The sequence below is a fragment of the Microbacterium sp. 10L49 genome (assembly GCF_056395125.1).
In genome coordinates, this window is record NZ_JBFTIW010000004.1 from 124,680 (window position 1) to 150,694 (window position 26,015).

The 26,015-nt window shown below is 68.2% G+C and carries 28 protein-coding genes and 1 pseudogene; 14 read left to right on the plus strand and 15 right to left on the minus strand.

Annotated features, from left to right (window positions below; all coding sequences use genetic code 11):
• The first annotated feature begins 159 nt into the window (after window positions 1-159).
• Both AC1DCT_RS13650 and AC1DCT_RS13655 read left to right on the plus strand, forming a co-directional pair.
• The gene (locus AC1DCT_RS13650) at window positions 160-933 is read left to right on the plus strand and encodes an ABC transporter ATP-binding protein (RefSeq protein ID WP_477429821.1); all 774 of its coding nucleotides are present in this window, start codon (window positions 160-162) and stop codon (window positions 931-933) included.
• Window positions 930-1,664: an ABC transporter permease gene (locus tag AC1DCT_RS13655; RefSeq protein ID WP_441975524.1), complete on the plus strand. Its 735-nt coding sequence runs from the start codon at window positions 930-932 to the stop codon at window positions 1,662-1,664. The genes AC1DCT_RS13650 and AC1DCT_RS13655 overlap by 4 nt, the downstream gene beginning before the upstream one ends.
• Here AC1DCT_RS13655 and hrpB read toward each other — a convergent pair.
• The 6 genes from hrpB to AC1DCT_RS13685 all read right to left on the minus strand — a co-directional run bounded on the left by hrpB (window position 1,661) and on the right by AC1DCT_RS13685 (window position 7,295).
• The gene (gene hrpB, locus AC1DCT_RS13660) at window positions 1,661-4,264 is read right to left on the minus strand and encodes an ATP-dependent helicase HrpB (RefSeq protein ID WP_477429823.1); all 2,604 of its coding nucleotides are present in this window, start codon (window positions 4,262-4,264) and stop codon (window positions 1,661-1,663) included. The two genes, AC1DCT_RS13655 and hrpB, sit on opposite strands and share 4 nt — an antisense overlap.
• Before the next feature lie 72 nt (window positions 4,265-4,336).
• Window positions 4,337-4,648, minus strand: a complete 312-nt coding sequence (locus tag AC1DCT_RS13665; RefSeq protein ID WP_477429825.1) for a hypothetical protein — start codon at window positions 4,646-4,648, stop codon at window positions 4,337-4,339.
• The gene (locus tag AC1DCT_RS13670; protein ID WP_477429827.1) at window positions 4,584-5,072 is read right to left on the minus strand and encodes an HNH endonuclease; all 489 of its coding nucleotides are present in this window, start codon (window positions 5,070-5,072) and stop codon (window positions 4,584-4,586) included. The genes AC1DCT_RS13665 and AC1DCT_RS13670 overlap by 65 nt, the downstream gene beginning before the upstream one ends.
• A gap of 141 nt (window positions 5,073-5,213) precedes the next feature.
• Window positions 5,214-5,906, minus strand: coding sequence for a DUF222 domain-containing protein (locus AC1DCT_RS13675; RefSeq protein WP_477429829.1), 693 nt, complete (start codon window positions 5,904-5,906; stop codon window positions 5,214-5,216).
• Window positions 5,907-6,033: 127 nt separating this feature from the next.
• A complete protein-coding gene (locus AC1DCT_RS13680) occupies window positions 6,034-6,462 on the minus strand; it encodes a MarR family winged helix-turn-helix transcriptional regulator (protein ID WP_477429831.1) in 429 nt (142 codons plus the stop codon).
• A gap of 254 nt (window positions 6,463-6,716) precedes the next feature.
• Complete coding sequence (locus AC1DCT_RS13685; RefSeq protein ID WP_441975530.1) at window positions 6,717-7,295, minus strand: TetR/AcrR family transcriptional regulator; 579 nt, start codon at window positions 7,293-7,295, stop codon at window positions 6,717-6,719.
• Window positions 7,296-7,487: 192 nt separating this feature from the next.
• On the opposite strand from AC1DCT_RS13685, the gene AC1DCT_RS13690 reads away from it, so the two are divergent.
• The 12 genes and pseudogenes from AC1DCT_RS13690 to AC1DCT_RS13745 all read left to right on the plus strand — a co-directional run bounded on the left by AC1DCT_RS13690 (window position 7,488) and on the right by AC1DCT_RS13745 (window position 19,668).
• Entirely contained in the window at window positions 7,488-9,149 is a 1,662-nt protein-coding gene (locus AC1DCT_RS13690) for a CocE/NonD family hydrolase (RefSeq protein WP_477230486.1), read from the plus strand.
• Window positions 9,146-9,613, plus strand: a complete 468-nt coding sequence (locus AC1DCT_RS13695; protein WP_441975532.1) for a DUF3237 domain-containing protein — start codon at window positions 9,146-9,148, stop codon at window positions 9,611-9,613. The genes AC1DCT_RS13690 and AC1DCT_RS13695 overlap by 4 nt, the downstream gene beginning before the upstream one ends.
• A 100-nt stretch (window positions 9,614-9,713) precedes the next feature.
• Window positions 9,714-11,369: an ABC transporter substrate-binding protein gene (locus tag AC1DCT_RS13700; protein WP_477429833.1), complete on the plus strand. Its 1,656-nt coding sequence runs from the start codon at window positions 9,714-9,716 to the stop codon at window positions 11,367-11,369.
• A gap of 34 nt (window positions 11,370-11,403) precedes the next feature.
• The gene (locus AC1DCT_RS13705; protein ID WP_441975534.1) at window positions 11,404-12,351 is read left to right on the plus strand and encodes an ABC transporter permease; all 948 of its coding nucleotides are present in this window, start codon (window positions 11,404-11,406) and stop codon (window positions 12,349-12,351) included.
• Window positions 12,348-13,211 (plus strand): ABC transporter permease, encoded by an 864-nt coding sequence (locus AC1DCT_RS13710; protein ID WP_477230484.1) that lies wholly within the window; start codon window positions 12,348-12,350, stop codon window positions 13,209-13,211. Before AC1DCT_RS13705 ends, AC1DCT_RS13710 begins: the two co-directional genes overlap by 4 nt.
• The gene (nikE, locus tag AC1DCT_RS13715; protein WP_477429834.1) at window positions 13,208-14,893 is read left to right on the plus strand and encodes a nickel ABC transporter ATP-binding protein NikE; all 1,686 of its coding nucleotides are present in this window, start codon (window positions 13,208-13,210) and stop codon (window positions 14,891-14,893) included. The genes AC1DCT_RS13710 and nikE overlap by 4 nt, the downstream gene beginning before the upstream one ends.
• The gene (locus tag AC1DCT_RS13720) at window positions 14,881-15,360 is read left to right on the plus strand and encodes a DUF3237 domain-containing protein (RefSeq protein ID WP_441975537.1); all 480 of its coding nucleotides are present in this window, start codon (window positions 14,881-14,883) and stop codon (window positions 15,358-15,360) included. Before nikE ends, AC1DCT_RS13720 begins: the two co-directional genes overlap by 13 nt.
• A gap of 59 nt (window positions 15,361-15,419) precedes the next feature.
• Entirely contained in the window at window positions 15,420-17,096 is a 1,677-nt protein-coding gene (locus tag AC1DCT_RS13725) for an amidohydrolase (protein ID WP_441975538.1), read from the plus strand.
• Complete coding sequence (locus AC1DCT_RS13730; protein WP_477429836.1) at window positions 17,093-18,355, plus strand: flavin-dependent oxidoreductase; 1,263 nt, start codon at window positions 17,093-17,095, stop codon at window positions 18,353-18,355. Before AC1DCT_RS13725 ends, AC1DCT_RS13730 begins: the two co-directional genes overlap by 4 nt.
• Window positions 18,348-18,572 carry a DUF3237 family protein gene (locus tag AC1DCT_RS13735; protein ID WP_477230480.1) on the plus strand — a complete coding sequence of 75 codons (225 nt, stop codon included), beginning with the start codon at window positions 18,348-18,350 and terminating at the stop codon, window positions 18,570-18,572. The genes AC1DCT_RS13730 and AC1DCT_RS13735 overlap by 8 nt, the downstream gene beginning before the upstream one ends.
• A gap of 82 nt (window positions 18,573-18,654) precedes the next feature.
• Window positions 18,655-19,124, plus strand: a pseudogene (locus AC1DCT_RS13740) (aldo/keto reductase); the annotation flags it as partial.
• A 259-nt stretch (window positions 19,125-19,383) separates the two neighbouring features.
• Window positions 19,384-19,668, plus strand: a complete 285-nt coding sequence (locus AC1DCT_RS13745) for an MBL fold metallo-hydrolase (protein WP_477430499.1) — start codon at window positions 19,384-19,386, stop codon at window positions 19,666-19,668.
• Between the two features lie 140 nt (window positions 19,669-19,808).
• On the opposite strand, the gene AC1DCT_RS13750 is transcribed toward AC1DCT_RS13745, so the two are convergent.
• The 9 genes from AC1DCT_RS13750 to AC1DCT_RS13790 all read right to left on the minus strand — a co-directional run bounded on the left by AC1DCT_RS13750 (window position 19,809) and on the right by AC1DCT_RS13790 (window position 25,945).
• Window positions 19,809-19,973: a hypothetical protein gene (locus AC1DCT_RS13750; protein WP_441975542.1), complete on the minus strand. Its 165-nt coding sequence runs from the start codon at window positions 19,971-19,973 to the stop codon at window positions 19,809-19,811.
• Window positions 19,970-21,061, minus strand: a complete 1,092-nt coding sequence (locus AC1DCT_RS13755) for a fatty acid desaturase family protein (RefSeq protein WP_477429838.1) — start codon at window positions 21,059-21,061, stop codon at window positions 19,970-19,972. The genes AC1DCT_RS13750 and AC1DCT_RS13755 overlap by 4 nt, the downstream gene beginning before the upstream one ends.
• A gap of 54 nt (window positions 21,062-21,115) precedes the next feature.
• Window positions 21,116-21,895 (minus strand): GAF and ANTAR domain-containing protein, encoded by a 780-nt coding sequence (locus AC1DCT_RS13760; protein WP_477230478.1) that lies wholly within the window; start codon window positions 21,893-21,895, stop codon window positions 21,116-21,118.
• A gap of 37 nt (window positions 21,896-21,932) precedes the next feature.
• On the minus strand, window positions 21,933-22,634 hold the full coding sequence (locus AC1DCT_RS13765; protein WP_477429840.1) for a GAF and ANTAR domain-containing protein: 702 nt from the start codon (window positions 22,632-22,634) through the stop codon (window positions 21,933-21,935).
• 28 nt (window positions 22,635-22,662) lie between these two features.
• Entirely contained in the window at window positions 22,663-23,010 is a 348-nt protein-coding gene (locus AC1DCT_RS13770; RefSeq protein ID WP_477429842.1) for a diacylglycerol kinase family protein, read from the minus strand.
• A 24-nt stretch (window positions 23,011-23,034) separates the two neighbouring features.
• Window positions 23,035-23,553 (minus strand): hypothetical protein, encoded by a 519-nt coding sequence (locus AC1DCT_RS13775; RefSeq protein WP_441975547.1) that lies wholly within the window; start codon window positions 23,551-23,553, stop codon window positions 23,035-23,037.
• A 769-nt stretch (window positions 23,554-24,322) separates the two neighbouring features.
• Entirely contained in the window at window positions 24,323-24,922 is a 600-nt protein-coding gene (locus tag AC1DCT_RS13780; RefSeq protein ID WP_477429844.1) for a hypothetical protein, read from the minus strand.
• 109 nt (window positions 24,923-25,031) lie between these two features.
• Complete coding sequence (locus AC1DCT_RS13785) at window positions 25,032-25,232, minus strand: hypothetical protein (protein WP_477429846.1); 201 nt, start codon at window positions 25,230-25,232, stop codon at window positions 25,032-25,034.
• A gap of 110 nt (window positions 25,233-25,342) precedes the next feature.
• Window positions 25,343-25,945 carry a TetR/AcrR family transcriptional regulator gene (locus AC1DCT_RS13790; RefSeq protein WP_477429848.1) on the minus strand — a complete coding sequence of 201 codons (603 nt, stop codon included), beginning with the start codon at window positions 25,943-25,945 and terminating at the stop codon, window positions 25,343-25,345.
• Window positions 25,946-26,015: the final 70 nt, after the last annotated feature.

A 26,015-nucleotide genomic window follows, 5' to 3' on the forward strand; every position in this document is an offset into this window, starting at 1 on the left:
GACCGAGACGCGGAGCGCCCTCAGGGACCGGCACCTCGCCAGGGCACTCCGTTTCGTCTCGCGAAGACCCGCGCTGGGCGAGCGTCAGCGAGTCGAAGTGTCGCTCAACGACCTCATGGCCCCTTGACCCCCGATCTGCGCGGATCCATAATTCATCACATGATGAATAACGCGGTGGTGATCGACGGGCTGCATGTGCGGCGCGGCCGGCACGACGTGTTCGACGGGCTCGCGCTGACCATTCCCCGCGGCGAGGTGACGGGGCTGCTCGGCCCGTCCGGCTGCGGCAAGACGACGCTCATGCGCGCGATCGTGGGCGTGCAGCGGATCCGCTCCGGGAAAGTCGAGGTGCTCGGGCTGCCCGCGGGATCCGCTGCCCTGCGCCACCGCGTCGCCTATGGCACTCAGGGCGCCGCCGTGTACTCCGACCTCACGGTGCGGCAGAATCTGCGCTACTTCGCCGCCGTTCTCGGGGTCGGCCACGCCGACGCCGACCGCGTCATGGACCAGGTCGGGCTGACGCCGTATGCCGGGCAGCAGGTGTCGGCGCTCAGCGGCGGGCAGGCGAACCGGGTGTCGCTCGGGGTGGCGCTGCTGGGGTCGCCCGAGCTCGTGGTGCTCGACGAGCCGACCGTGGGCCTGGACCCCGTGCTGCGTTCGGAGCTGTGGGATCTGTTCCGCAGGATCGCCGAGGCCGGCACGACGATGGTCGTCTCGAGCCACGTGATGGACGAGGCGCTGCGCTGCGACCGGCTGCTGCTCATGCGCGAGGGGCGGATCGTGTCCGACACGACGCCGGCCGAGCTGCTGGCGGACACCGGCAAGACCGATCCGGAGCAGGCGTTCCTCGTGCTCATCGCCCGGGACGAGGCCGCGGAGAGCGGTGCGCAGCCGCATACCCGCCGGCAGCAGCGTGAGGCGGCGGCATCATGAATCCGCGCCGGCTGTTCGCGACGGCGGGCCGAGTGCTCACGCAGCTGCGGCACGACCCGCGCTCGATCGCACTCATGGTGATCGCGCCGAGCCTGCTGGTCGGGCTGTTCGCCTGGCTCTTCACGGACTCGAGCGGCGTGTTCGACAAGTTCGGCGGCGCGATCCTGGCGCTGTTCCCGTTCATCGTGATGTTCCTCGTGAGCTCGATCACGACCCTGCGCGAACGGCGGTCGGGGACGCTCGAGCGACTCATGACCACTCCGCTCGGCAAGGCCGACTTCGTGCTGGGATACGCGCTCGCGTTCGGGCTGATGGCGGTGCTGCAGGCCGTCGTCACGGTCGCATTCGCGGTGTACGTCTGCGGGCTCACTGTGGACGGGCCCCTCTGGCAGCTCGGTCTGGTCGCGGTCGTGGACGCCGTGCTGGGCACCTCGCTCGGACTGCTCGCGAGCGCGTTCGCACAGACCGAGTTCCAGGCGGTGCAGTTCATGCCGCTGCTGGTGTTCCCGCAGATCATCCTGGGCGGGCTGTTCATGCCGCGCGACAAGATGCCCGATGTGCTGTACGCCATCTCCGACTGGCTGCCGCTCAGCCACGCGATCGATGCGATCCAGGCGGTGACGGCGGGCACCGGTCACTGGGACTTGTGGCGTCCGGTGCTGATCGTGGCGTGCTTCGCCGTGGCGTTCCTCGTTCTCGCGCCGCTCACGCTGCGCCGGCGCACCTCCTAGTCGCGCGCGGGCTGGTCGCGCGCGGCCCGGTTCTTCGTGTGCCGGGTCGGCGTGGCCTGCCAGGGATCCTCCGGCCAGGGGTGCTTCGGATAGCGCCCGCGCATCTCGGCGCGCACCTGGGCGTACGGACCCGACCAGAACGACGCGAGATCGTCGGTGACGGCCAGCGGACGCCCGGCGGGGGAGAGCAGGTGGAAGAGCACGGGGACGCGTCCTCCGGCCAGCCGCGGAGTCTCGGCCCAGCCGAAGCACTCCTGCAGCTTCACCGCGACCACCGGGCGGGCCGTCGCGTCGTCATGGGGCGGATACTCGATCCGGATCCGGGATCCGCTCGGCACTTCCAGACGCTCCGGCGCGAGCGTGTCGAACTCCGCGGCGGCGGGCCACGGCAGCAGCCGGCGCAGCGCCGGGGCGAGGCCGATCCGCGCCGTCGGTGTGCCCGATGCGAGAGCATCGATCTCGGGGCCGAGCCAGTCGTCAAGCGCCGCGGTCAGTGCGTCGTCGGAGACGTCAGGCCATCCGGATCCGAGTGCGTGCCGCAACAGGGCCATCCGGCGGCGCAGCTGATCCGCGCCCTCGGTCCAGGTGAAGACGTCGAGACCGTCTGCTCGCAGCGCGCGTCGCACCGCGTCATGGCCCTCCTGTGCGCTCGGCCGGATCGGTACGGATGAGCGCACGATCGCGCCCACCCGGCGCTCTCGCCGGGCGGCGACCTTGCCGCTCACGAACTGCGCCTCGACCCGGTCCGTGATCAGATGATCGGCGGCCCGCTCCACCTGCGTCTCGGTGATCGCGGCGGCGGCCCGGATCACGGCCCCTGATGCGCCCGCCACCCGCCCGGAGGCGCGCGCGACGTCGGCGACGGCGAGCCATTCCACGTCCGCGAGCGGCGGCCGTACGCCGGCACGGGTTCCGGAGGCCAGCAGGAACGTCGCTCCGTCCGCGGTGCGTTCGACCCGCCGCGCCACGCGCGCGGGGAACGCGAGGGCGATCACGAGTCCTGCCTCACCGACCCCGCCTTGGGCGGGCGGCTGCGGCGGCAGCGGCGACTGCGGTGACCGGGACGGGGGCGGGATGAAGCGCCGCAGCCGTTCGGCCTCCTGTGCCCAGCGGCGGGCGTCCGGTGCTCGGCCGTTCCGCAGGGCGACGATCGCGCCGGCGACGTCCGCATCGGGCACGCGCAGGTCCCCGCCGAGCAGGGCGACGACCTCTGCGGCCAGCCGGGCGCCCACGAGTCGGCTGCCCTCGATCAGGGCGCGGGCGAGGCGGGGGTCGACCGGGATCCGGGCCAGCACCCGTCCTTCGGCGGTCGCGCGGCCGTCGGCATCGGTCGCGCCGAGATCGTGCAGCACGCGCTGGGCCTCGGCGAGGGAGTCGGCGGGGAGTGGATCGATCAGCCGCAGCCCCGTGCCGCCCGGTGCGCCCCAGCAGGCCAGGAGCAGTGCGGCGTCGGCGAGGTCCGCGGTCGCGATCTCGGGCGCCGGCCGGGCCGGCGCTGCCGCGAAGGTGCGCTCGTCGAGGCAGCGGATGACCGTGCCAGGGCCCTGTCGTGTGGCGCGTCCTGCGCGCTGCACCGCGGAGGAGCGGGCGGCGGCGGCGGTCACCAGTCCGCTCATGCCGCGTGCCGTGTCGCGCTGCGGGAACCGGGACAGGCCGCTGTCGACCACGAGGCGCACGCCCGGCACGGTGAGCGACGACTCGGCAAGGGAGGTGGTGACGATGATGCGCGGCGGGTCGGATGCGCGGCGCCCGCGGATCACCGCATCCTGCTCCGCCGCCGGGATCTGCCCGTGCAGCTCGCGGACGTCGAACCTTCGGCCGTCGTCACGCAGGCGGCGTGCGATCTCGGCGACCTCGCGCGCCCCGGGTGCGAAGACCAGCACGTCGGCGGTGGGGTCCTCACGGATGAGGTCACGAGCGGCGGCCGCAGCGGTGTGCGCCACGTGATCGAGGAATCCCCAGGTGACGCCCCTCTCATCCAGCCGGGGGACGGGGCTCGGCGCCCAGCGCTCGGTGAGCGGATGCGCCGGGACCGTGTGCTCGACGATCTGCGCCGGCACGGTGTCGCTTCCGAGCACCGCGGCGATCCGCTCGGCGTCGAGCGTCGCAGACATCGCGACGAGGGTCAGGTCGTCACGCAGTTCGCGCACCTCGCCGAGCAGTCCGATCAGGAGGTCCGTCTCGAGGGCGCGTTCATGCACCTCGTCGATGACGACCGCATCCACGCCGTCGAGGCCGGGATCGTCGAGCATGCGACGCAGCAGCACGCCCGCGGTCACGAACTCGACGCGGGTGTCGCGGCTCACGGAGCGCTCACCGCGCACGGTGAAGCCGACCCGGGTGCCGAGTGGCGAGCCGTCGAGCTGCGCGAGCCGGCGCGCCGCCGCCCTGGCCGCGACGCGGCGCGGCTGGGTGACGATCACGCGGCCCGGAGCGCGGGAGGCAAGCAGAGGCGGGATCAGCGTGGTCTTGCCGGTTCCGGGCGGTGCGCTGATGACGAGAGCCGTGCCGGCGTCGAGCGCCGCGGTGACCTCGTCGAGGGCCGCGGCGAAGGACAGCCCCGTGCCGATCGAACCGAGGTCGAAGGGCGCAGAGGTCATCCGTCCAGTCTGCCGCGAAACGAGCACGGCGCCCGGACCCCGAAGGATCCGAGCGCCGTTCGTGGAGTGGCGTTACTCCGCGGTCTCGTCTTCCTTCGCCGCGCGGGTGGCGGGCGTGGTCGCCCTCACCGCGGTGCCGCCCGCGTGCGCGGCCGAGTGGTGCGTCTCGGACTGGGCGAGGCCGGCGCCGAAGCCGCGGCCCACGGCCTGACCCTGGATGATGCCGGCGAGGTCGAGCCCGGTCGCGGCGTGCACGCTGTCGAACACGCTGCGCAGGGCCTTGGCACTGTCGCCGCCGACGACACTGGATGCGCCGTCGTCACCGGACCCGCCGATGATCGACACATTGCCGATCGTGGAGTAGCCCTTGGCGAACTCGGCCATGATCGACGGCAGCACCTCGAGCACGCGCTGCGAGAGGAACGCAGTCGTTGTCGTGTATGCGATGGTGGCAGCTCTCGCAGAGCAGGATCCCGTTCTCGAGGTTCGTAGGCCCGGCGTCGCGTCTCCACCAGCGGATGTGATGAGCGCGGGTCATCGACGGCGGCAGTCCGCACATCGCACAGCCGCCGTCGCGTTCGGCGAGGGCGAGGCGCTGCGCGGTGGTGAAGAACCGCAGCCGGCGTCCGTAGTCGAGGATCTCGCTGTCTGTACCGAGCACGCAGGGGATGACGCCGCCGCTGGCGGCGAGCTGCCGGGCGGCGCCGATGCTGAGCGGGAGGTCGGATCCGTCGATCGTGGCGTATCCGGTGCCGTCGGCGAGGTCCTTCAGGTCGACGCGCACCACCACGGTCCAGAGCTGGCGCATCGTTCTCGCAGCCGAGGGCGTGCGCGCAAAGCTCGCTGAGCGCCTCGGCGCGCAGCGCGGCGACGGAACGATGGTCGGCATCGGGTGCGTCCGGGTCGAGCTGGTTCTTCTGCGCGGCGAACAGCGCCGACACGTATCCGTTCACCGCAGCGACGATGGGGGCGCCGTGCGCGGCGTCGAAGTCGCCGTCGAGATGGATGTGCCCGTCGCACTCGTAGATGGAAGCGACTGGCGGTCGCGCTGATCCTGCTCTCGCGGGGCGACCCCGTCCGGATCCAGCCACGCCTCGGCGCGGGTGACCAGCCGACGTACATCGTCGTGGGACAGGCCTGCAGCCCTGTCGACCAGTAGCTGCTCGGCCTCGGCGGTCTGTGCGGCGCCGATCTTCAGGCGAACCCTGTCGAGCAGCGCGATGATCACGGCGACGGCCGGGGCGCTCAGCGCACCCGAGGCCAGGGCTCGCTGAGCCGCCGGATACTTCGCCGGCACGGGTTCCCCGACCAGGTTCGTACGCGGGGCCGTGGCCTCGCCGACCTTCACCAGCCGTGCCGCATCGCCGGTGGTAGCACCCGTCGTTGTGGCGATCAGCTGCGCGGCGTTGCGGAATCCTTGCTCCTTCGCGAGCGAGTCCGCTCCCAGTTCGGTGCGGGACTCGTGTGCCACGCAGGCGGCGACCTCGGCGATCATCGCTCCGGACCGGCGATGCAGGAGCCCGAGCGCCTCCGTCGCGGCCATCAGCTGCGTGCGGGAGAGCTCACCCGCGTCGCCGGCTCCGCCCCACACCTCATCGAGACGCTGCCGCGCCTCATGCAGGGGATTGAGATGTCCGGTCATGCCCCGATTCTACGCCGCACGTCCTCAACATTCAAACATATCTACGAAATTTGTGGACAACTTTCCTAGAATGGCAACTGTGAGGAACGAAGGCGATCGACGGCGACTTCCGTAGATATTTCCGTATTCATCGTCGGCGCAGCTTCTCTGTCAGCGTCGTCAGCGTGCGCAGTTCCTCGTCGTCCAGGGTTGACATGCGCTCGGCGATCGAACGGCCGTGCGCGGTGGCCAGCTGGCGGAAGGCGCGCCTTCCCGTCTCGGTCGCGTGCACGAGGGATCCGCGTCCGTCCTCCGGATCCGGGCACTTCTCGAGCAGTCCGCGGGCGACCATCCGATCGACGAGTCGCGAGACACTGGGCTGGCTGATCAGCATGTTCGCCGTGACCTCGCGCAGGCGTGCCGTGTGCGACGCGCAGCGGGTGACGGTGAGCAGCACGTCGTATTCGGCCGCCGAGAGCTCGGCGCCCTCGAAGTCGGTCGACATCTCGGTGAAGATCTCGTGCTGGGCGCGGAAGAGGGTCTCCCACGCGGCCAGGGCCAGCTTCCGGTCGCTCATCGCCTCAGGATATCCGCCCGCGCGGACACGGGGCCGTGCGCAGTAAAGGCCGGTCGGAGAGGCTCCCGACCGGCCTTTGTCCCTTGCACCAAGAGTGTCCTGCAATCACATGCGATGAGAGCCACAGCAAACTTTCACCGTGCGATCAATCTATAACGGCGGGGTAACGAATGCAACGGTTTGGTCACGGTCTGGGTGGATTCATAAGAACGGATTCGATGTATTCGGCCTTGCTGGCGGATGCTCCCCGGCGCTCACATGACGAGGAGTGTCGCCACGAGGACTTCGACTGCCGATCGAACCCGCATCGTTCGTCCGGCGTCCGGGTCGAAGTCGCCCATGAAGACGTTTCCGAGCGCAGCGGAAAGCGTCCCATCGGCCACGGACGCGCGGCGGTCGGGCCCGGCATCTGGAAACTCCTCCGCAGCGAGGTCCGAAAGTTGCTGACGAGTCCGCGCATACGCTTCGGAGAGGATCTCAGCGATTGCTGGTTGCTTCCGTGACAGCTCGACGAAGCCGAGGACGATAGCGTTCTCCGCGTCGGATCTTGTGAATTCTTCGCCGAATAGGAAGTCAAGGGCGCCGCGAAAAGTCGCGACTGTTCGCGGGAGGATCGTGGGCTGCCCGTCCTCGTCGCTGAACACATGCCTCGCGGTCTCTGCGAGCAGCTGGTCTCGGTTGCCGACGAAATGGCGTACGTGCCCTCGAGACATCCCGGCGGCCTCCGCGATGCGGTCCAGCGAAGCGCCGGCAACGCCGTGCTGTGCCAGTGCCTGCATCGTCGCTTCGATGATCTGGTCGCGGCGCTCGGCGGCGACGGTCGGACGTGCCATGCGGGTCCTTTCGCCTTCGGGAGATCGACCTTCGCAGAATATCCCTATGATTCCGATGTTTCTAGTCTAGTCGGACTTGACTAAGTTAGATTTCGCTCATATCGTCACTCTCACAGCCCGCGCATCGCTCCGGACGACCCACCCGAAGGCTGCATGCCGACGTCCGCAACCGCTTCGTCCCGAAGGAGAGACATGGTTCGTTTCACTCGCATCGCACCGGCACCGGTGAGCCCGCTCGCTCGACCGGAGCAGGTGAGCATGCGTGATGGCGTTCGGCTCGCGACCGATGTGTACGTCCCAGGCGGCGACGCGGTGCCGGGTGATGCGATCCTGATCCGTCTGCCTTACGACAAGAGCGGTGACTACGCGTTCATCCCCCTCGTGGCCGAGTACTTCATGGCGCACGGCTACCGTGTCGTCGCACAGGATGTCCGGGGCAAGTTCCGTTCCGAAGGTGAGGCGCTGCTGTTCGTCAACGAGGTGCGTGACGGGGAGGACACTCTCGACTGGATCGTGCGTCAGCCGTGGTCCAATGGTCGTGTTGCGATGTGGGGTGACAGCTACTACGGCTACACCCAGTGGGCGGCAGCCGCGAGCGGTCACCCGGCACTCAAGGCCATCGCGCCCCGAGTGACGGGCACGCTGCTCGGCGAGCCGGTGCGCCGACGAGCCGACGAACGCGCCGGTGGTGTGGAGTGGGCCGTGACGTACCTGTATCCCGTGAGCCATTTCCACGGGAACGACACGTATCTGTGGGAGCCTGACTGGAGTCGGCGTGAATTCGCGACGCAGGTCGAGCAGTTCCTCACGGAGGTGGGCGAGCGCTCGATCTCGTATGACCAGTGGTATCCCCGGCCCGTGCTCCTGCCACGCTTCCCCCAGGGCACCCCGTTCGCCGCACGTTCCGTTCCGGTTCTGCACACGATCGGCTGGTGGGACAACTGTGCGCCGTTGAGCTGGGCCGACGTCGCTGAGGTCGAGAAGCACCCGGCCTGGGCCGCACACCACCATCTCCGGATCGAGTCCATCGACCATGAGGGACACGAGCTGCTCGAGCCCGACAGCGATCGAGTCTCGGAGCGCAGCGAGGATCAGGTGCGTGCACTGCTGCCGCGCACGCTGGATCCCGCCCTGGCGTTCTTCGAGATCTACGTACGCGGCAATGGGGACATCGCTTCGATCCCACGAGTGAGCTGGAACCTTGCCGGAACACACGAGCAACGAGTCAGCGACACCTGGCCGCCGCAAGGCGTCCGCGAAACCGCGCTGGTCGCCATCGCAGACGGCACTCTGCGGATCGCGGCGAACGTGGACGAGCCGCCGAGCACCAAGACGTGGATCCACGACCCCGCCGACCTGGTGCCGTCCAGCGCGGAAGACGCGTTCTCGTTCTTGCGGGAGCTGCCCGACGAGGCACCGATCGGTGACCGTGACGACGTGATCGTCTTCACATCAGACCCCGTCACGCAAGACGTCGACCTTGTCGGGCCGGTCACGGCTCGGGCCCGGGTGTCTTCGGATGGTCCGGTCATGGATCTGTTCCTCCGGCTCCTGGACCTCCGGCCCGACGGCTCTGCCCTGCGGATCGCGCGGGGGCAGCGGCAGCTGCAGCAGGCCTACGACCCAGGGGATCTCGAGATCGACCTGGGACAGGCTGGCTACCGACTCCGCGCCGGGCATCGCCTCCGGCTGCACGTATCCAGCAGCGACTACCCGGAGTTCATCCCCCAGACCGGCACCGGAGGCGACCCGTGGCAGGGCGGCGCGACCGCGCGCAACCTGCAGACGGTCTTCCTCGGTGGGCCTGACGGCCTTCGCCTCACCGTCTCGATCCTGCAAGGAGAGCTCGCATGACCCCGAACCCCGAGCACCCGCCACAGACGACCGAGCGTGACCCCCTGCGGGAACCGCTGCTGGAGTTCGCCTTCGAGATCCGCGTCGACGTCGCGGCCGACCTGCACGTGGGCCGCGGCGCGAACGAGCGGCTCGCTTTCACGCCGATCACCGGGGGCACCGTGGACGGCCCGCTGCTGCGCGGCGAGGTCCTCGCCGGCGGCGGAGACTGGTCCGTCCAGCGCGACGATACGTTCCAGCTCGAGGCGCGGTATCTTCTCCGCACCGACGACGGCGCGACAATCGACATCCTGAACCGCGGCTACTACCGGGAGACCGAGAACCCAGACAGCCCGTACTTCCGCACCGCGCCCGTGTTCCAGACCGACGCTCCCGCACATCGCTGGCTCGCCGAGCACCAGTTCCTCGGCCTCGCTCGGGACGAAGACCAGCAGATCCGCATCAGGGTCTTCGTCGTCCGCTGACTCCCCTCCGCCCGAACGCGGCAAACACCACCCTGCGCAGCGAAGCGCAACCCGCGGGCGGCCGACGACGACCGCCCGAAGACCCGAGAGGATCCGAACCATGCAGCGCACCCCATCCGCACGTAGCGTGCGGCTCGCCACGGCAGTCATGATGACCGCCGCCACCTTGCTCGTCATCACCGCCTGCGCGCCGCGAACGGCGAATGGCGATTCGAGCACTCCGCCTGTCGGCGCGGACACGCTCGTCTCGTCCCTTCCCGCAGCGACGAAATCCGTGGACAAGGTGACGTGGGCCGTCGTTGAGGGCGAGCCTGCGACGCTCGACCCCGCATCGTCGGCGAATGTGATCACCCCGAACCTCTGCGACAACCTGCTGAAGCTCAACCCCGACTTCTCGATCTCCGCCGGGGTCGCTGAGAAGGCCGATTGGGCAGACCCCGTCACCTTCGAGATCAAGGTCCGCTCCGGCGTCACCTTCTGGGACGGCACCCCGGTGACCGCCGCCGATGTGGCCTACAGTCTCGAACGAAACCGCAACCCGAAGTCGCAGTGGTATGCGTCCTTCGCACTGATCCAGAACATCGAAGTCGCCGGTGACGACACCGTGCGCGTGCACTTCAGCGCTCCCGACACGACGTTCCGTGACGCGCTCAGCGGTGCTGGCGGCGCTGTCATGAGCAAGGCTTTCGGTGACAAGGCAGGGGACGCGCTCGGCACCTCCGGCACCGGCCTGATGTGCAGTGGCCCGTACGAGCTCGGCACCTGGAAACCCGGCTCCGAGATCGACGTGACCGCGAACACGCACTATTGGGACGGTGCAGCGAAAACGAAGAACATCTCGTTCGTGTTCGTCACCGACGGCTCCACCCTGACCACCGCGCTCACCGGCGGCGAGATCGATGGTGCGTTCAACGTCCCGCCGGGATCGCGCGACGCGCTCAGCGGAAAGGGCGCTGGCCGCCTCGTTGTCGGACCTTCGACCGCGTCGTACAGTTTCGGGCCCGCCTCGTCCACCAGCGCCGCGGCCAACCCGAAGATCCGGCAAGCTCTCAGCCTCGCGATCGACCGGAAGGACTACATCCACACCGTCGTCCAGGGCTACGGCTACCCCCAGAAGACGATCGTGCCCCCTTTCGTCTGGGCCAACATGGACGCGAAAGATATCTACCAGAAGGCCTACGACGCGCTCCCGGAGCAGAAGGTGGACATCGCCGCGGCCAAGAAGCTCGTAGCCTCCAGCGGCGTCGACACCTCCAAGCCGCTCGTGCTGGCGATCCCGGCGGGATCGAAGGAGCTGTCACAGACGGCCGCGATCATCCAGTCGGCGGCCAAGCAGATCGGCCTGACCGTGACCATCGACGAGCGTCAGCCCGCCGACTTCGGAGCGCTGTTCTTCGACGCCTCTACAAGGGCTGGGGTCGACTTCGTCGCAACCACGGGCTACTTGGAGACTCCCGGCGTGCTCGGCTACCCGCAGCTGTTCATGCTCCCCGCGGAAATGGGGGGCGTGTTCAACTGGACGAATTACTCCAACCCCACCGTGACCTCCAATCTGCAAGCGGCGCGCACGGCGACCGATCCGAAGACCGCGGCCGAGGCGTTCGTCAAAGCGCAGGAGGCATTCGCTCCGGACCAGCTCCAGATCACCCTTGCCGGGGCCTACCAGCTCACGTACCTGTCGTCCAAGCTCACCGGGGTCGTCACGTCCGTAGCGATGTACAGCTCTCCGTGGGCGCTGAAGCTCGGCGCGAAGTAGTCCGGGCCCGGCCGGCTGAACGAAAGGCGATGACATGATCGGATCCGTGCTCCGGAAGCTGGGCGGGCTGGCGCTCACCCTGTTCCTCGCGAGCGTCGTGATCTTCGCCGCCCTCCTGGCGACCCCCGGCGATCCCGTCGCGGCGATCGCCGGGGGGGCTCGGCCGACACCGGAATTGATCGCCCAAATCCGGGAGCAATACCGGCTCGACGATCCGGCGTGGCTGCGATATGTGCACTGGCTGGGCGGCGTGCTCACCGGCGACTTCGGGCACTCCTTCGTGTACAAGACCGATGTCGCGACGCTGGTGGCCTCCCGGTTCGGGATCACCCTGCAACTCGTCTTGCTGACCACGTTGTTCATCGTTGTCCTCGGTATGGGCAGCGGCATCCTCGCCGCTGTGCGCGGCCGTGGCACCGACGCGGTCGTGTCTGTGCTGACGTCGCTGGGGATGGCGCTGCCGACCTTCGTCGTGGCTATCCTGCTGATCTGGGTGTTCGCCACGTCGCTCGGCTGGTTGCCCAGTTTCGGTGCGGGCTCCGAGGGTCTGGACCGTCTAGCGCACCTGCTGCTGCCAGCATTGTCCCTGGCTGTCATGTTCATCGCGTATGTGAGTCGGGTCACACGTGGGGCACTGGTCGCGCAGATGCACTCCGAGCATGTCGAGACCGCGACGGTGCGCGGCATCCCGCGTGGGCGTGTCTTCCGGATCCATGTCTTCCGGAACGCGTCACCGCAGATCCTGGCGATCTCTGGAACCACCATCGCAGGGCTGTTCGCGGCCTCCGCCATTGCCGAGCAGGCATTCGGGCTCGGCGGGATCGGCTCGCTGCTCACCGAAGCCGCCGCCCGTAAAGACCTGCCCGTCGTGCAGATCGTCTCGCTCCTGCTCGTGACCGTGTTCGTTGTCCTCAACGCCATCGCGGATCTGCTCAGCGCCGCCATCGATCCCGACTCGGTCGGAACCAGGAGGTCAGCATGAGCGTCGGACAACTCACCCGCGGGCGCGTTCCCGCGACGGCGCGCCGTACCGCCCGTCGCAACCCCCTCGCCATCGCCGCGCTCGTCGTCTTCGGAGTCATCGTGATCGGCGCCGTGGCAGGCCCCTGGATCGCCCCGTACCCGCCGGACATGCTCCATGCGGGACCGATCGACGGACCCGCATCCGCGGCAAACCTGTTCGGCACCGACGATCTCGGCCGGGACATCTTCTCCCGGGTTCTGGTCGGGGCGGCGCCCAGCCTTTTCGGCCCTGTCGTCGTGGTCCTGCTGTCGACGATTCTTGGCGTGACGCTCTCGATCACGGCCGCATGGTTCGGTGGTGCTGTCCGCGGCGCGGTCGCCCGGCTCGTCGACGTGATCTTCGCGATTCCGGGGCTCGTCCTCGCGGTGCTCGCGGTGGCGATGTTCGGCAAGGGCCAGCTCGCCCCGATTCTCGCACTCTCGGTCGCGTACATCCCCGTCGTCGCTCGTCTCACTCAAACCGCCGCGTCCCGGGAACTGGCTCTGCCATATATCGCCGCACTGAGAATCCAGGGCGTGTCCAATGCCGCGATCTGTTTTCGACACCTGGTCCCCGCCCTGATACCCGTGATCGCAGCACAGGCCACGGTCGGATTCGGCTATGCCATGCTCGACCTCGCTGCGATCTCGTTTCTCGGCCTCGGCGCACAGCCACCCTCGGCCGACTGGGGGTCCATGATCGCCGGTGGTCAACCCGGGCTGCTGCAAGGCGCCCCTGAACAGTCCGTGTTCCCGGCGGCGCTGATCGTCGTCACGGTCCTGGCCGTCGGGGTGCTCGGCGCCCGGGCCACCATCTGGGCAGAGGAGAAGGAACGATGACCGCTGCTGTCCTGGAGCTCCAGGGGCTTGGTGTGGCCATGCCCGGCCCAGATGGTCTGCAACCGCTCGTGCGTAACTGCACGCTCTCCGTCGCAGCTGGTGAAGCGGTCGGGCTCGTCGGCGAGTCCGGTTCCGGGAAGTCGCTGAGCGTGCGCGCCATCGCGGGTCTGCTTCCCGAGAGGTTCGTCACCACCGGCACCATCAGTGTGGAAGGACAGGACCTCGCCGGGCTGGGCGCGCGGGACCTTCGGGAGCTCCGCGCCCGGCGTATCGGCATGGTGTTCCAGACGCCTCGCGCACATCTGAACCCGTTGCGCACGATCGGCGACTTCCTCACCGAGGCGCTTGTGACCGTCGCCGGGGTGCGCCGCGATGACGCAGAACATCGCGCGGTCGAACTGCTCGATGAGGTCGGTGTGACCTCACCAGAGCGTCGGCTCCGGCAACATCCCGGGGAACTGTCCGGGGGATTGTTGCAGCGCGTCATGATCGCAGCCACCCTCGCCATGGATCCTGTGCTCTTGCTTGCAGACGAGATCACCACTGCGCTGGATGTGACCACTCAAGAGGAAGTGATGGCGGTCATCGGGGATCTGCGTCGGCATCGCGACCTCGCCCTGCTCTTCATCACGCATGATCTCGCCTTGGCTTCCGCCGTGTGCGACCGGATCGTCGTGATGAAAGAAGGCACGACAATCGAGACGCTGCATGCCGCGACAATGCGCGCCGATGCACGAGAGGACTACACCCGTACCCTCCTGTCGGCCTCATTGGACGACGCACGGCCCGCGGAGACGGACAGCGACGCGGCTCCGCTCCTCGTCGTGGACGGTCTCGGGAAGTCCTATCAGGTGCGGACCGCGCGCGGTCGCGGACACGAGACCCTGCAGGCTGTCGATGATGTGAGTCTGTCACTCGCCCCCGGAGCGTCCCTGGGCATCGTCGGAGAATCCGGTTCCGGCAAATCCACCACCGCTCGCATTATCTGCGGCCTCGAGGCGGCGGATGCTGGTTCCGTCGAGGTCGAGGGGCGAGACTGGAGCGCCCCTGCTCGCAGTGCAGCCGAGCGGCGTGCTCGCGCCCAGGTCGTGCAGATGGTCTTCCAAGATCCGTATCAATCGCTCGACCGCCGGCAAAGCATACGGCAAGCGCTCACGGAGACCCTGCGCGTGCACCGCCCCGGTGATGATGACGCTGCGATCCGGCGGCGCATCGCGGAACTGATGTCAGCGGTGCGGCTGGACGAGGCGCTCCTCGATTCCCGTCCCCGCTCGCTCTCCGGGGGCCAGCGGCAGCGCGTCGCCATTGCTCGCGCACTCGCTGCGGAGCCACGAATCCTCGTCCTGGACGAAGCCGTCTCGGCACTGGACCGGACAACCCAGGTGGAGATCCTCACGCTCCTCGAACGCATCCGGCTCACAACGGGCGTCGCCCTGCTGATGATCACTCATGACCTCACCGTCATCCGCCGGTTGTGCGACGAGGTCATCGTCATGCGCGATGGCCGTGTCGTGGAGCGCGGGCCGGTCGATGATGTGCTCGACGATCCACGGGCCGAGTACACGCGGGTCCTCCTCGACTCGATCCCGAGGGAAGGGTGGAAGCCCCGCCGCCGGATTACCGCCCGCACCGCGGCCCTTCCTGTTCACAGTCCTTCCCGTACCCGCCCATGGCGGCGGTGATCCGATCGGAGACATTGATGGAACCTGCTCTCGAGTACTGTTTCGATCTGCGTGTGGCGGTCGACTCGCCGCGGCGCATCGGCAGCCAGACCGCGGGAGAGTTGCATTTCACCCCGATCACGGGCGGCACGGCAGTGGGGCCCCGATTGCTGGGCCGCGTTCTCCCCGGCGGTGGCGACTGGTGGGTCGATGGAGGTGAGACTGTTCGGCTCGACGCCCGCTACCTGCTGCAGATCGACGACGACGTCGTCGATGTCGTCAATCGCGGCTATTGGCGAGCGAGTCCTGCCGCGATCGCCAGCCTCGAAGCGGGCGAGCGACCAGCCGAGGAAGAGCTCTACTACCGCACGGCATTCACGTTCCAAACCGATGCACCAGGCTTGCGATGGCTGGCCGAATCGCAATTCATCGGATACGCGACCGGGACACCCGACCAGGTGCACATCCGGGTGTTCCGTGTCGTCTGAGCGCCTGTCCCGCCGACCACCGAACTGCCCGCTGACCGCTTGAATTTGAAGGAGACCCCATGACTGTACCCATCACCGCCGATGTCTGCATCGTGTCCGGTCGCGTCTTCGACGGGCGGATCCGCACGGCCGACACGGCTGTCGCCATCGCAGGCGCCAGGATCCTCGCCGTCGGCGACGACGATGCAATTCGCGCCCTCGCCACCGCTGACACACGCATCATCGACGCCAGCGGCGCGCTGATCCTGCCCGGCTTCATCGACGCCCATGCTCACGCGGCGTTCGCCGGTGTGGAGCGGCTCAGCTGCGACCTCACCGCTGCACGCACCGCTGAGGAGACACTCGCCCTGATCGCCGAGGCCGCGGCGGCGACGGATGCGGAGTGGGTGACCGGCGGGGGCTGGAGCCACGAGCTGTTCCCCGAGCCCACACGGGAGATGCTGGACGCGATCATCCCGGGCCGTCCGGTCGCGCTCAGCGACGCCGGGCACCACACGCTCTGGGTGAACTCCCTCGCCCTGGAACGCGCAGGCGTGGACCGGGACACTCCGGAGCCCGCGAACGGACACATCTACCGTGACACGGACGGCAATCCGACCGGATACCTGAACGAGACCGCCGCCGAACTGGTCGGCCGGGTGGTCCCGCCCGCCACCGATGCCGAAATCATCGCCGGGCTGCGCAACGCGCAAGAGCACCTGTGGAGTCTCGGGGTGACGGGCTGGCATGAAGCGATCCTCGGCGAGTACAACGGCAAAGCCGACTGCACGAACGCCTACCGCGCCACCATCGCAGACGGATCCCTGCGCAGCCGCGTCTCCGGAGCGCTCTGGGTCCCGCCAGGACTCACCGTCGAAGACGTGCCCGCTCTGGTGGCGCGCTTCGTCGCGCAGCGCGCCGAGAACGCGCAGGCCGGATTCGTCACCTCCACCGCCAAGGCGATGGTCGACGGGGTGCCGCACGGCGGAACAGCAGCGCTTCTGGAACCATACTGCCCGCACGCCGGCCCGATCGGCACAGGTGAGCTGCACATCTCCGCAGAAGCGCTCGAGGCGCTCGTCATCGCCCTGGACGCCGAAGGATTTGCCATGCATCTGCACATCATGGGAGACCGCGGTGTCCGGGTTGCCCTCGACGCCGTCGAACAAGCACGGCGCACCAACGGCCCCGGCCCACGGCACCACTTCGCGCACCTGTCGATGGTGCACCCCGACGACGCCCGCCGGTTCGGACCACTCGGCGTCACGGCCAACGTACAAGCGCTGTGGGCGTCCGAGGACACCGCGGTCGTGCCGATGATCGGAGAGGAGCGCATGCGCGCCGGCTACCCGTTCCGCGCGCTGCTCGACAGCGGTGCGGACCTGGCGATGGGATCGGATTGGCCGGTTTCGCCCGCCGAACCCTGGCTCGCGATCCACGTCGCGGTGAACCGCTCCTTGCCCGGCCCCGCCGGCCCTTCCGCGCCTCTGGATGCTGGGCAAGCCCTGACACTGACGGAAGCGCTTGCCGCCTACACCAGCGGATCCGCCGACCTCGTCCTCGGCGGAGGCGGTCGCATCCGGGTCGGCGCGCGAGCAGACGTCGTCGTCGCCACAGCCGACCCATTCGAGCTGCCTGCCGCAGCGCTGATCGGAGTCGGCACCGCCGTCACGATCGTGGCGGGCGAGATCGTACACACGGCGCCCGCACCATCCCCCAACGTCGAAACCGCAAACCTCGAAGAGGGACAGCTATGAGGATCATCATCGCCGGTGCCGGCATCGGCGGACTCGCCGCCGCGCTCAGCCTGGAGGCCGCCGGCTTCCGCGATATCGTCGTCGCCGAACGCAGCCCTGAACTGCTCCCGCTCGGCGTGGGCCTGAACCTGCTACCGCACGCCGTACGCGAACTCACCGAGCTTGGGGTCGCGGACCGCGTCGCCGAACTCGGCGTCCAGCCCGGCACCCTGTCCTACTACAACCGGCAGGGGCAGCTCATCTGGAGCGAAGCGCGCGGACGCGACGCAGGCTACGCGTGGCCACAACTGTCCGTGCACCGCGGACGCCTGCAGTTGCTGCTGCGCGACCTCGTGACCGAGCGACTCGGTGACGTGATCCGCCTCGGCCATCGGCTCGTCAACATCGACGGAACGGAAGACGGTTCGACCGGCGCAACCGCGCGCTTCGCGCTCCCCGACGGTGCAGAGACCGAGCTGGCGGGCGACATCATCATCGGAGCCGATGGGATCCGTTCCGCGCTGCGCGCCCAGTTCGCCCCGGACGAGGGCGACCCCGTCTGGAGCGGACTCACCCTCTGGCGCGGAACGGCCCTGATGGATCCGTTCCTGGACGGCCGAAGCATGGTCATGGTCGGAGACGGAGAACAGAAGTTCGTCGCCTACCCCCTCGCCGGGCCCTTCGAGGACGGGCGCGTTCGAGTCAACTTCATCGCCGAGCAGCGCGGCACCGGCGTCGCAGACGCCGATTGGAACCGCTCGGTCGAGCGCGAACCGATCGCTCGACTCTTCGACGGCTGGACATACGACTGGCTGGACATCCCCGCGATCGTCGAGAACGCCGAGGAACTGCTCGAGTACCCGATGGTTGACCGGGACCCGCTGCCCGGCTGGGTCCACGGGCGCGCTGTCCTTCTCGGCGACGCCGCACACGCCATGTACCCCAACGGTTCCAATGGCGGATCTCAAGCGATCCTGGACGCACGCACCCTCGCATACCAGCTCGCGACCACGACAGACATCGATGCCGCCCTCTCCGCCTACGACGCCGACCGTCGGCCCGCGACGGCCGCATTGCTGGAGCTCACCAGGCAGACTGGGCCAGAGCGCGTCATGCAGATCGCCCGGGAACGCGCACCCGAGGGATTCGCTGAGGTGCACGATGTGATCAGCGAAGACGAACTCCAGCAAGTAGCGCTTGAATACAAGCGCGCCGCCGGATTCGACCCGTCACGCCTGAACGCCCGCAGCACGCTCTCCGTCCCCTCCGCACGTGGTTGACCCGCTCACTCTGACGCTCGTCTGCGAGGTGATCGTCGAGCTCGGGGAACCACTCGAGCTCGGCGCCACCCGCGACGGGAACAGGAGAATCACGCCCATCCTTGGCGGGGAGCTACGCACCGTGCCGGGCCTGGCCTACCTGCAGGACTCGCTCTTCATCGCAGACGGCATACGCGAGCGCTCCGTCGTTCGCCACCTGGTCTATCGAGTCGACTGAACCCCTAACTCAACGAGTCAAAGCTCAGCGGTGTACTGACGGTCACTGTTTATCGGTTTCCGGCGGGCCTAGCGTCGATGCCATGAGCACCGCGAATCTCACTTTGAACAACGGCGTCGTGATGCCGGCCCTCGGCTTCGGCGTCTTCCAGACCCGCCCGACGAGACGAAAGAGGCCGTCGCCGCGGCTCTTGCGACCGGGTACCGGCTGATCGACACCGCGGCCGCGTATGCGAACGAGCGCGGCGTGGGCGACGCGATCCGCGAGTCCGGGCTCGCCCGGGATGAGGTCTTCATCGAGACGAGGATCTGGATCAGCGACTACGGGTACGACCAGACGCTGCACGCGTTCGACAAGAGCGCACGCAAGCTCGGCGTCGACCAGATCGACCTGCTGCTCCTGCACCAGGCCCTCCTGGGCGAGTTCGACAAGACCCTCGGCGCCTACCGTGCGCTCGAGCAGCTGTACAACGACGGGAAAGTGCGTGCGATCGGGATCAGCAACTTCATGCCCGCCCACCTGAGCACGCTCCTCGCTGAGACCGAGGTGGTTGACCGGGGAGGGCGTCCCTGTCGCCCTCCCCGGTCGGCGAGACTGAGTATGAACGATCAGAGCGAGGTGCGCGAGTTCCTGACCACGCGTCGTGCCCGCCTCACCCCCGAGCAGGCGGGGATCATCGGCGGAGGCCGCCGCCGCGTGACAGGCCTGCGTCGCGAGGATGTCGCGATGCTCGCCGGCATGAGCGTGGATTACCGCCGGCTGGGAGCATTTCGTCACAGGTGCGCACGCGGTCGGCGCAGCCGCACAGAAACTGACGCCGCTCGGGAAGCAGCTCGAGCTCTTCGACGGCGACCATGTCGTTGCTTCCGGCATCGATGCCCGCTGGGCCGCCGGGCACACGCCAGGCACCACGGTCTTCGTGCTCTCGTCCGGTTCCGAGCGGGCGGTGCTGCTCGGCGACGTGGTCCATTCGCCGGTGCAGTTCGGCGAACCCGACTGGACCGTCGTCTGGGACGTCGACCCTCAGTCGCCATCTGACTGCATGGTTGACTGTCTTGCGTGCCAGGGCATCTCGTTGTCAGGGCAGGCCACGTAGACGGATCGCGGATGCAGGAGAAGTCCGCGTCGGGTTCCGCCATGGAGATGGCTCCGACGACACGCCCGCACCTATGCCAAGGCCTCCGCGAACGACTTCTGGTCCGCAGAATGACCGGTTCGACCAGATCCCGCGTCCCGTCACCGTCTCTGGCTGCGGTTGATCACTCGACGGGTGATGCCGATGGTCACGGTGCCGACGAAGAGGACGATGCCGACGATGGCAAGCCACAGGAGCCCCTTGAACGCGAACCCGACGATCGCGACGATCGCCCAGATCACGGCGAGGAGGATGATGACGGTCATATGCTCTGCCTCATTTCCAGGAGAGGACAGGCGAACGGATCGTGCTCCCCGAGGCCCACCCGGTTGATGTAGCGCAGGACGATCCCGTAGGAGGCCCAGAGTCCCGTCTGCACGTACGGGACGTCGTGGCCGCGGCAGTACGCGGCGATGATCGGCGCGGCATGCTTCAGATAGGGCCGAGCCATCGAGGGAAACAGGTGGTGCTCGATCTGATAGTTCAGCCCGCCCATCGCGACATCGACGAACCAGTTCCCGCGGATATCCCGACTCATCATCACCTGACGACGGAGGAAGTCGAGACGCATGCCATGCGGCACGAGCGGCATGCCCTTGTGGTTCGGGGCGAAGGAGACGCCCATGTAGAACCCGAACACTCCGAGCTGCACGGCGAGGAACACGGCGCCCTTGTCCGGAGAGAGCACGAGGAAGACGAGCGTGAGGTATCCCAGGATCCGGATCAACAGAAGGGCGATCTCGACCGGGCGCCGCGCGAGCGGTTCCCGATGGAAGACGCGGTACACGCTCGAGGCGTGCAAGGACACCCCTTCGAGCAGCAGGACGGGGTAGAAGAAGACGCCCTGGTGGGAGATGACCCAGCGCGCGAACGGCGGCCGCTCCCTCGCGGCCTGTTCCGGGGTGAAGGCGATCACGGGAAGATCGATGTCGGGGTCGGATCCGATCATGTTCGGGTTGGCGTGGTGCCGGGTGTGCTTGTGCTGCCACCATCCGTAGCTCATTCCGACGAACAGGTCTCCGAGGATGAGGCTGACCCAGTCGTTCCAGCGACCGGAGCGGAAGATCTGGCGATGCGCGGCATCGTGCCCGAGGAAGGCGATCTGTGTGAAGAGGACGGCGAAGAGCACTCCGGTGAACATCTGCCACCAGGTGTCGCCGATCACGATGAACAGCACGACTGCCGCGGCGACCACCACGGGCACGCAGACCAGCTTCGTCCAGTAGTAGCCGTATCTGCGGCGCATCAGCCCCGCGGACTTCACCACTCGCGCCAGATCGGTGTAGTCGCTGTTGCCGGCCTGGCGCACCGGGCCCACGCTCGATGCAGGGCGACCGGCGTTCCGGACTGTCATGATCCCGCTCCTCTCGGCGTCGCGCCGGGGTCTCGAGCGGATCTGCTTCCCAGGCTACTCCTGTTTGCGCGCGGCGGGTCGGCGAGAGCTCACACGCTCGTCCTCGTGCGATGTCGTCAGGGCCGAGATCGGGAGGGAACGGTTCGTGATCGCCTCCGCGAGGGCGTGGAGCGAAAGGTTCCGATCGCGGGCGTAGCGTCGCAGCAGTGTGAAGGACTCGTCCATGGACGTGCCGTTGACCTGGGCGACCGCTCCCTTGGCCTGCTCGATGAGGACCCGGCTGTCGAGAGCCCTCTGCAGCTGTTCAGCGATGAGCTGCGCGTGCGCGGAGATGCGTTGCTGCAGGATGCTGATGGTGGCGACATCCGCGAGCGCTTGGGCCGCGCTCGTGTCACGGGCGCTCAACGCGCCGACCGACGTGCCGAAGAGGTTCATCGTCCCGATCGTGTCTCCGCGCAGCCGCAGGGGGATCGCGTGCACGGAACGGAAGCCGCGCCGCAGTGCCTCCTCCTGGAACGCAGGCCATCGGGCGGCCGCGGCGACATCGGGCACGGAGACCTGCTCGCCCGTCGCGAAACAGTCCAGACACGGGCCGGCTCCGGCGGCGAGCTGCAGGACCTCGACGAGTTCGGCGCTCTCCGTGGTCGAGGCCACCACCTGGAGCTCCCCGTCGGCATCGAGGAGCAGGAGCCCGCCCGCCTGCACGTTCACGATCTCCGTGCACTCGCTGACGAGCGTGTGGAGCAGGTCGACGACGTCGTAGTCATCGGTGAGCGAGTCGGCGACCATCACGAAGGCGGCGTTGAGACGGTGCTCTCTGGATGCGCTGGTCATGTGCCGCCCTTCCTTGTCTGACATGGTATGCCGGGGATCAGCCGGGCAGATCGCGGAAGTCGAGCGCCCGGTCGACGACGTCGAGGGCGACGTCCTCGAGCGGACGCCCCGTCGAGAACGCGTACGCCCGCAGGATCTCGAGAGCCTCGGCCGTGGTCACGTCCAGTTGGACGAAGACCATGCCGACCGCCTGATGCACTTCGCGGCGCAGGCTATGCCGCTTTGCCTCCGGGCTCCCTTCATCGGCGGCGGCGCGCATCGCCTCCCGCACCGCCGGGGCCGCGACCCGTCTCGCGAGGGAGAGCGCCCGAGCTGTCGCATCGCGATCGAGCACCCCTGGTGTCCGTCGATACAGGTCGACGACGCCCAGCAGCACCGGGCCACTCAGAATCGGGAAGGCGAACAACGCGCCGACGCCGAGCGTCGGGAGGCCGGCGCCGAAGACAGGCCAGTCCGGGTGGCTCTCCCGGGCGACATCCGTGCTGAAGGATGGCTTCGCCGTGCGCGCCACGACCCAGCGCGGGCCCTCACCGAGAGCGAATTGCATGGCGTCGAGACGTTGCGCAAGGGCATCGCTCGTGCACACCGTCGTCGCGTCGCCGTCACGGCGAAGTACGGAGATCGATGCACCGGAGACCGGCAGCAGCTCAACGAAGGGCGCACAGAGGTCATCACCCCACTCCCACTCGGGGATACCCGCCGGGGGAGCGCCGCTCCCCGCATAGAACGCGTCCGTCATGAACCGCTCGCCATCGCTCTCGAGGGAGTCAGCACGCTGTGCGCGATGCCCTGGAACGCGAGTCGAACCAGCCGAGTCGCGCCTTCGTGGCCGCGCTCGTGTTCTCGGCCATCTCCGCATCGAGCGCCATCGCGATTCCGGTTCCCTGCATCACCTCTGCGACAGCGTGGACCGTGCCGTCGCCACCCGCGGCGATGACCACGTCGGGATCGTTCGCGAGTGCGACTCTCACCGGGTTGAAGACCACCGCCGCGCGCTTTCGCCCCGATCCGAGAGTCGAGGAACGGCTGTCGAAGGACGCATCGTCCTGCGTGGGCCGGAGAGCTGCACCCCGCATTGCTGTGTCGCCGCGCGGACGCGCGCGGACGTCATCCATACGCCCTCTTCGTAGGTGTCGTCCCTACGCGCGGACGGCACCGCCTTCTTCGACCCAGTCCTCGATGCGCGACTCGTCGTCCAAGACGTCGACAGCCGGACGACGGGTGAAGGTCACCGACTCGGCCAGCGCCGCGACGTCGGCCGCGCGCGCCTGTTCCCGATCGGAGGCGTCCTGGAAACGACCGGCGGCGACTTCGCGCTCGGCCTGCAGGGAGGCACTGATCTCGGCCAGGAGCTCGGCGATGACGCTCCCGAGTCCATCGCGGAGCTCCTCCAGGTTGGTGTTCGTGATCTCCAGGCGACGGTCGGCGACGTGCAGCTCGACGGTCGAGTATCCCTTTGCGGACAGGCGGGCACGCATCTCGTTGCCCTGGATCGCGGCGACCTCGTCGCGATCCGTCTTGCGCGTGAACACCGCTTCCACGGTGTAGCGGTCCGGAGCGTCCTTCGTCATCAGCGTCGCGGGGAGCGACCCGATCAGAACCGATCTCAGACCCAGCAGTTCGGAGCTCAGCTCCGCGTTCTTCACTTGTGCGTTCATAACCGGACGTTACGCCCCCAACATGTGCGGACTCACAGGCGCGGATCGCCCTGCGCGTCGGGCATACGTCGTGACCGGTTCCGAGAAACGCGGAGGGTCGAGACCCCGGATCGGATCGAGCTGCTGACCACGATGCCGTTCCGGTTCGATTTCGACACGGGCGTCCCCGTGAGCCTCGATCCTCGCTTTCTCGGGATCCTCGAGTCGACGATCGACGATCGACGATCGACGAACCCGACGGAGTCGTCGTGCCCGATATCGCACCCTCGTGATCACATCGGAGCGGCAGACGCCGCGAGCAACCCGGTCGGCCGCAGCAGCGCCGCGAGGGCTGGAAAGCCCCTGGCGCGCACGGAGTCACGGGGCGAACCGCAGGGGAGAATCGGGCGCGGCCCCCGTCTCGCGTGAAGTGCGCGTAGACTCCGGACAGGAGCTCGACCATCTTGGGCCGGGGACGCAGGGTTGAGCTCCTGTTCGGCGGGGCGTTCATCGTGCGGGCGTGCAACGACGCATGGTGGTGCGGTGGACGTCCTTGAATGCGTGTGAGAGAGCGGCGTCGTTGCCCTGGTCCGCGCTGAGTGCGAGAGACCACGCGAGTGTCTGGGAACCTCGGCAGCTTGAGTTGTCGCTCTGGAGCGTCCGAGCACGGGCCGAGTCGAATCCTGACACCTGTCATGAGACAAGTTGCGAACAAGGATCCACCGCCGAACCGCGGGACCATGTCGATCTCCTGTCTCACGTTCTGACAACTTCCGTGAGATCGAACAGGTCAGCGCAGGATCGGAACCCGCCGCACGACCGGCAGGCGCTGCCAGGACGCGTCGAGGCTCGCCGTGCGTGCGGCGGGCGTGATGGCGAGCCCGATCAGGACCAGGGCGTAGACCAGGTGCTCGTCGATGATCGGGTTGGTCGCGCTCTGCCACACCGCGAGCCGCAGCAGCACCATGAGGGCCACGCCAGAGAGCGTCGCGATCCGGGTGGCGATCCCGAGGAGGAGTGCGATGCCGACGCCGCCCATGCCGAGCATGAACAGCCAGTCGATCACGACGTTGCCAGCCAGCCCGTGGAACAGGGGGGACAGCGGGCCTTGGGTCCCGAACTGCAGGAATCCGGTCGTGGGTGATGCGCCGTGGATCCATGCGGCGGCGCCGAACAGGTCGACGGCTCCGGTCTTGGGGTCTCGGCCCGTGCTGAATCCGAGGGCGAACGTCTTGTCGAGGAAGGCCCACAAGAACACCAGGGCCATCGTGATCCGCAGGACGGGCCACACCACGCGGAGGGGCGATGCGGTCTCGTCGGAGGGCGTGCGGAGCGGACCCGCCGTCTCCGCAGCAGGGGTGTCGGTCGATCGGTCGGCAGTCGCGTTCATCGTCTTCATCTCCATCGCTCGGCGCGCACAGGGGACGGAGGCCCCCGTGCGAACCACGAGAGAACGACGTCGCAGGTTCACGAGATCCGGGATCCCGCAGAACTCGCGGCTATTTCGCGCGCTGCTCCAACTCGCGGATCCGGGCCTCCAGGGCCTCAATGCGGTCGTAGAGATCCACCAGTGTGACGCCGTCCGCCACGACACCTGGTCGCCGCCAGTTCGCGCGAACGAATTCCTCATGCGTGCGGAACTCCTCGCGCCGTCGGTAGCCGGGGCTCCCTGGTAGATCGAAGCCACTGAAAAAGCTCATGCGTTCCCTCCGCTGCGTTGGCCGGCCGGCTGCTGACATCCAATCACGCCGCGATGATGCCGGCCTCGGGAGGACAGCACGCCCGATCGCAAGGTGCGAGCGGCGCGTGATCAGGATCGGGCCGCGGCTCCCGTGCGGAGGGTGAGGAGCTCGATCGCCGACGCCACGCCGCGTGCCGCTTCGACGGCGTCGATCCGCGCCAGGGCGAACGCCGCGACGACGCTGCTCGTGATCGCGGTGACCAGCCGTTCGCGACCTTCCGCATCGAGGCGAGGGTCGTGCGCCTCCACGCCGCGGGAGAAGGCATCATGGAGCTCCGCACGATAGTCGGCGATCACGCGGGCGACCTTCGGATCCTGCGCGATCGGGGCGCCGGCGGCGTTCACGAGGAGGCAGCCGTGCGACGCGGGCATCGAGGTCAGGGTGCCGAACGCGTCGTGCAGGCCCTGCAGGTAGACGATGATCGCGTCGGGTTCGACGCTCTCGCCGGACAGGGGCCGCAGTCGAGGGCGGACGACCTCATCGAGGTAGCTCTGCACGGCGGCGTCGAACAGTCCGCGCTTCGAGCCGAACGCGTTGTAGATGCTGGAGCGGCTGAGGCCGGTCGCGGACTCGAGCTCGGGGATCGAGGCGCTCTCGTAGCCGACCGACCAGAACAGCGTGCGGGCCGCGCGCACCACCGTGTCGCGGTCGAAGCTCTGCGTGCGTGCCATGGGCGCTCCTTTTGTGTAACGGTCGGTCTAGTATATATTGGACAGGTCGTTACAGAAAAGGTTTCACCCA

Bases quoted from the DNA above. Each gene is read 5' to 3' on its own strand.
- AC1DCT_RS13785 (WP_477429846.1), bottom strand. From the start codon at position 25,232: ATGAGCTTTTTCAGTGGCTTCGATCTACCAGGGAGCCCCGGCTACCGA.
- AC1DCT_RS13705 (WP_441975534.1), top strand. From the start codon at position 11,404: ATGATCGGATCCGTGCTCCGGAAGCTGGGCGGGCTGGCGCTCACCCTG.
- AC1DCT_RS13765 (WP_477429840.1), bottom strand. From the start codon at position 22,634: ATGACGGACGCGTTCTATGCGGGGAGCGGCGCTCCCCCGGCGGGTATC.
- AC1DCT_RS13700 (WP_477429833.1), top strand. From the start codon at position 9,714: ATGCAGCGCACCCCATCCGCACGTAGCGTGCGGCTCGCCACGGCAGTC.
- AC1DCT_RS13680 (WP_477429831.1), bottom strand. From the start codon at position 6,462: ATGAGCGACCGGAAGCTGGCCCTGGCCGCGTGGGAGACCCTCTTCCGC.
- AC1DCT_RS13775 (WP_441975547.1), bottom strand. From the start codon at position 23,553: ATGAACGCACAAGTGAAGAACGCGGAGCTGAGCTCCGAACTGCTGGGT.
- AC1DCT_RS13650 (WP_477429821.1), top strand. From the start codon at position 160: ATGATGAATAACGCGGTGGTGATCGACGGGCTGCATGTGCGGCGCGGC.
- AC1DCT_RS13665 (WP_477429825.1), bottom strand. From the start codon at position 4,648: ATGGCCGAGTTCGCCAAGGGCTACTCCACGATCGGCAATGTGTCGATC.
- AC1DCT_RS13685 (WP_441975530.1), bottom strand. From the start codon at position 7,295: ATGGCACGTCCGACCGTCGCCGCCGAGCGCCGCGACCAGATCATCGAA.
- AC1DCT_RS13755 (WP_477429838.1), bottom strand. From the start codon at position 21,061: ATGACAGTCCGGAACGCCGGTCGCCCTGCATCGAGCGTGGGCCCGGTG.
- AC1DCT_RS13770 (WP_477429842.1), bottom strand. From the start codon at position 23,010: ATGGATGACGTCCGCGCGCGTCCGCGCGGCGACACAGCAATGCGGGGT.
- AC1DCT_RS13695 (WP_441975532.1), top strand. From the start codon at position 9,146: ATGACCCCGAACCCCGAGCACCCGCCACAGACGACCGAGCGTGACCCC.
- AC1DCT_RS13780 (WP_477429844.1), bottom strand. From the start codon at position 24,922: ATGAACGCGACTGCCGACCGATCGACCGACACCCCTGCTGCGGAGACG.
- AC1DCT_RS13710 (WP_477230484.1), top strand. From the start codon at position 12,348: ATGAGCGTCGGACAACTCACCCGCGGGCGCGTTCCCGCGACGGCGCGC.
- AC1DCT_RS13675 (WP_477429829.1), bottom strand. From the start codon at position 5,906: ATGACCGGACATCTCAATCCCCTGCATGAGGCGCGGCAGCGTCTCGAT.
- AC1DCT_RS13750 (WP_441975542.1), bottom strand. From the start codon at position 19,973: ATGACCGTCATCATCCTCCTCGCCGTGATCTGGGCGATCGTCGCGATC.
- AC1DCT_RS13670 (WP_477429827.1), bottom strand. From the start codon at position 5,072: ATGCGCCAGCTCTGGACCGTGGTGGTGCGCGTCGACCTGAAGGACCTC.
- AC1DCT_RS13730 (WP_477429836.1), top strand. From the start codon at position 17,093: ATGAGGATCATCATCGCCGGTGCCGGCATCGGCGGACTCGCCGCCGCG.
- AC1DCT_RS13690 (WP_477230486.1), top strand. From the start codon at position 7,488: ATGGTTCGTTTCACTCGCATCGCACCGGCACCGGTGAGCCCGCTCGCT.
- nikE (WP_477429834.1), top strand. From the start codon at position 13,208: ATGACCGCTGCTGTCCTGGAGCTCCAGGGGCTTGGTGTGGCCATGCCC.
- AC1DCT_RS13725 (WP_441975538.1), top strand. From the start codon at position 15,420: ATGACTGTACCCATCACCGCCGATGTCTGCATCGTGTCCGGTCGCGTC.
- AC1DCT_RS13760 (WP_477230478.1), bottom strand. From the start codon at position 21,895: ATGACCAGCGCATCCAGAGAGCACCGTCTCAACGCCGCCTTCGTGATG.
- AC1DCT_RS13655 (WP_441975524.1), top strand. From the start codon at position 930: ATGAATCCGCGCCGGCTGTTCGCGACGGCGGGCCGAGTGCTCACGCAG.
- AC1DCT_RS13790 (WP_477429848.1), bottom strand. From the start codon at position 25,945: ATGGCACGCACGCAGAGCTTCGACCGCGACACGGTGGTGCGCGCGGCC.
- hrpB (WP_477429823.1), bottom strand. From the start codon at position 4,264: ATGACCTCTGCGCCCTTCGACCTCGGTTCGATCGGCACGGGGCTGTCC.
- AC1DCT_RS13720 (WP_441975537.1), top strand. From the start codon at position 14,881: ATGGCGGCGGTGATCCGATCGGAGACATTGATGGAACCTGCTCTCGAG.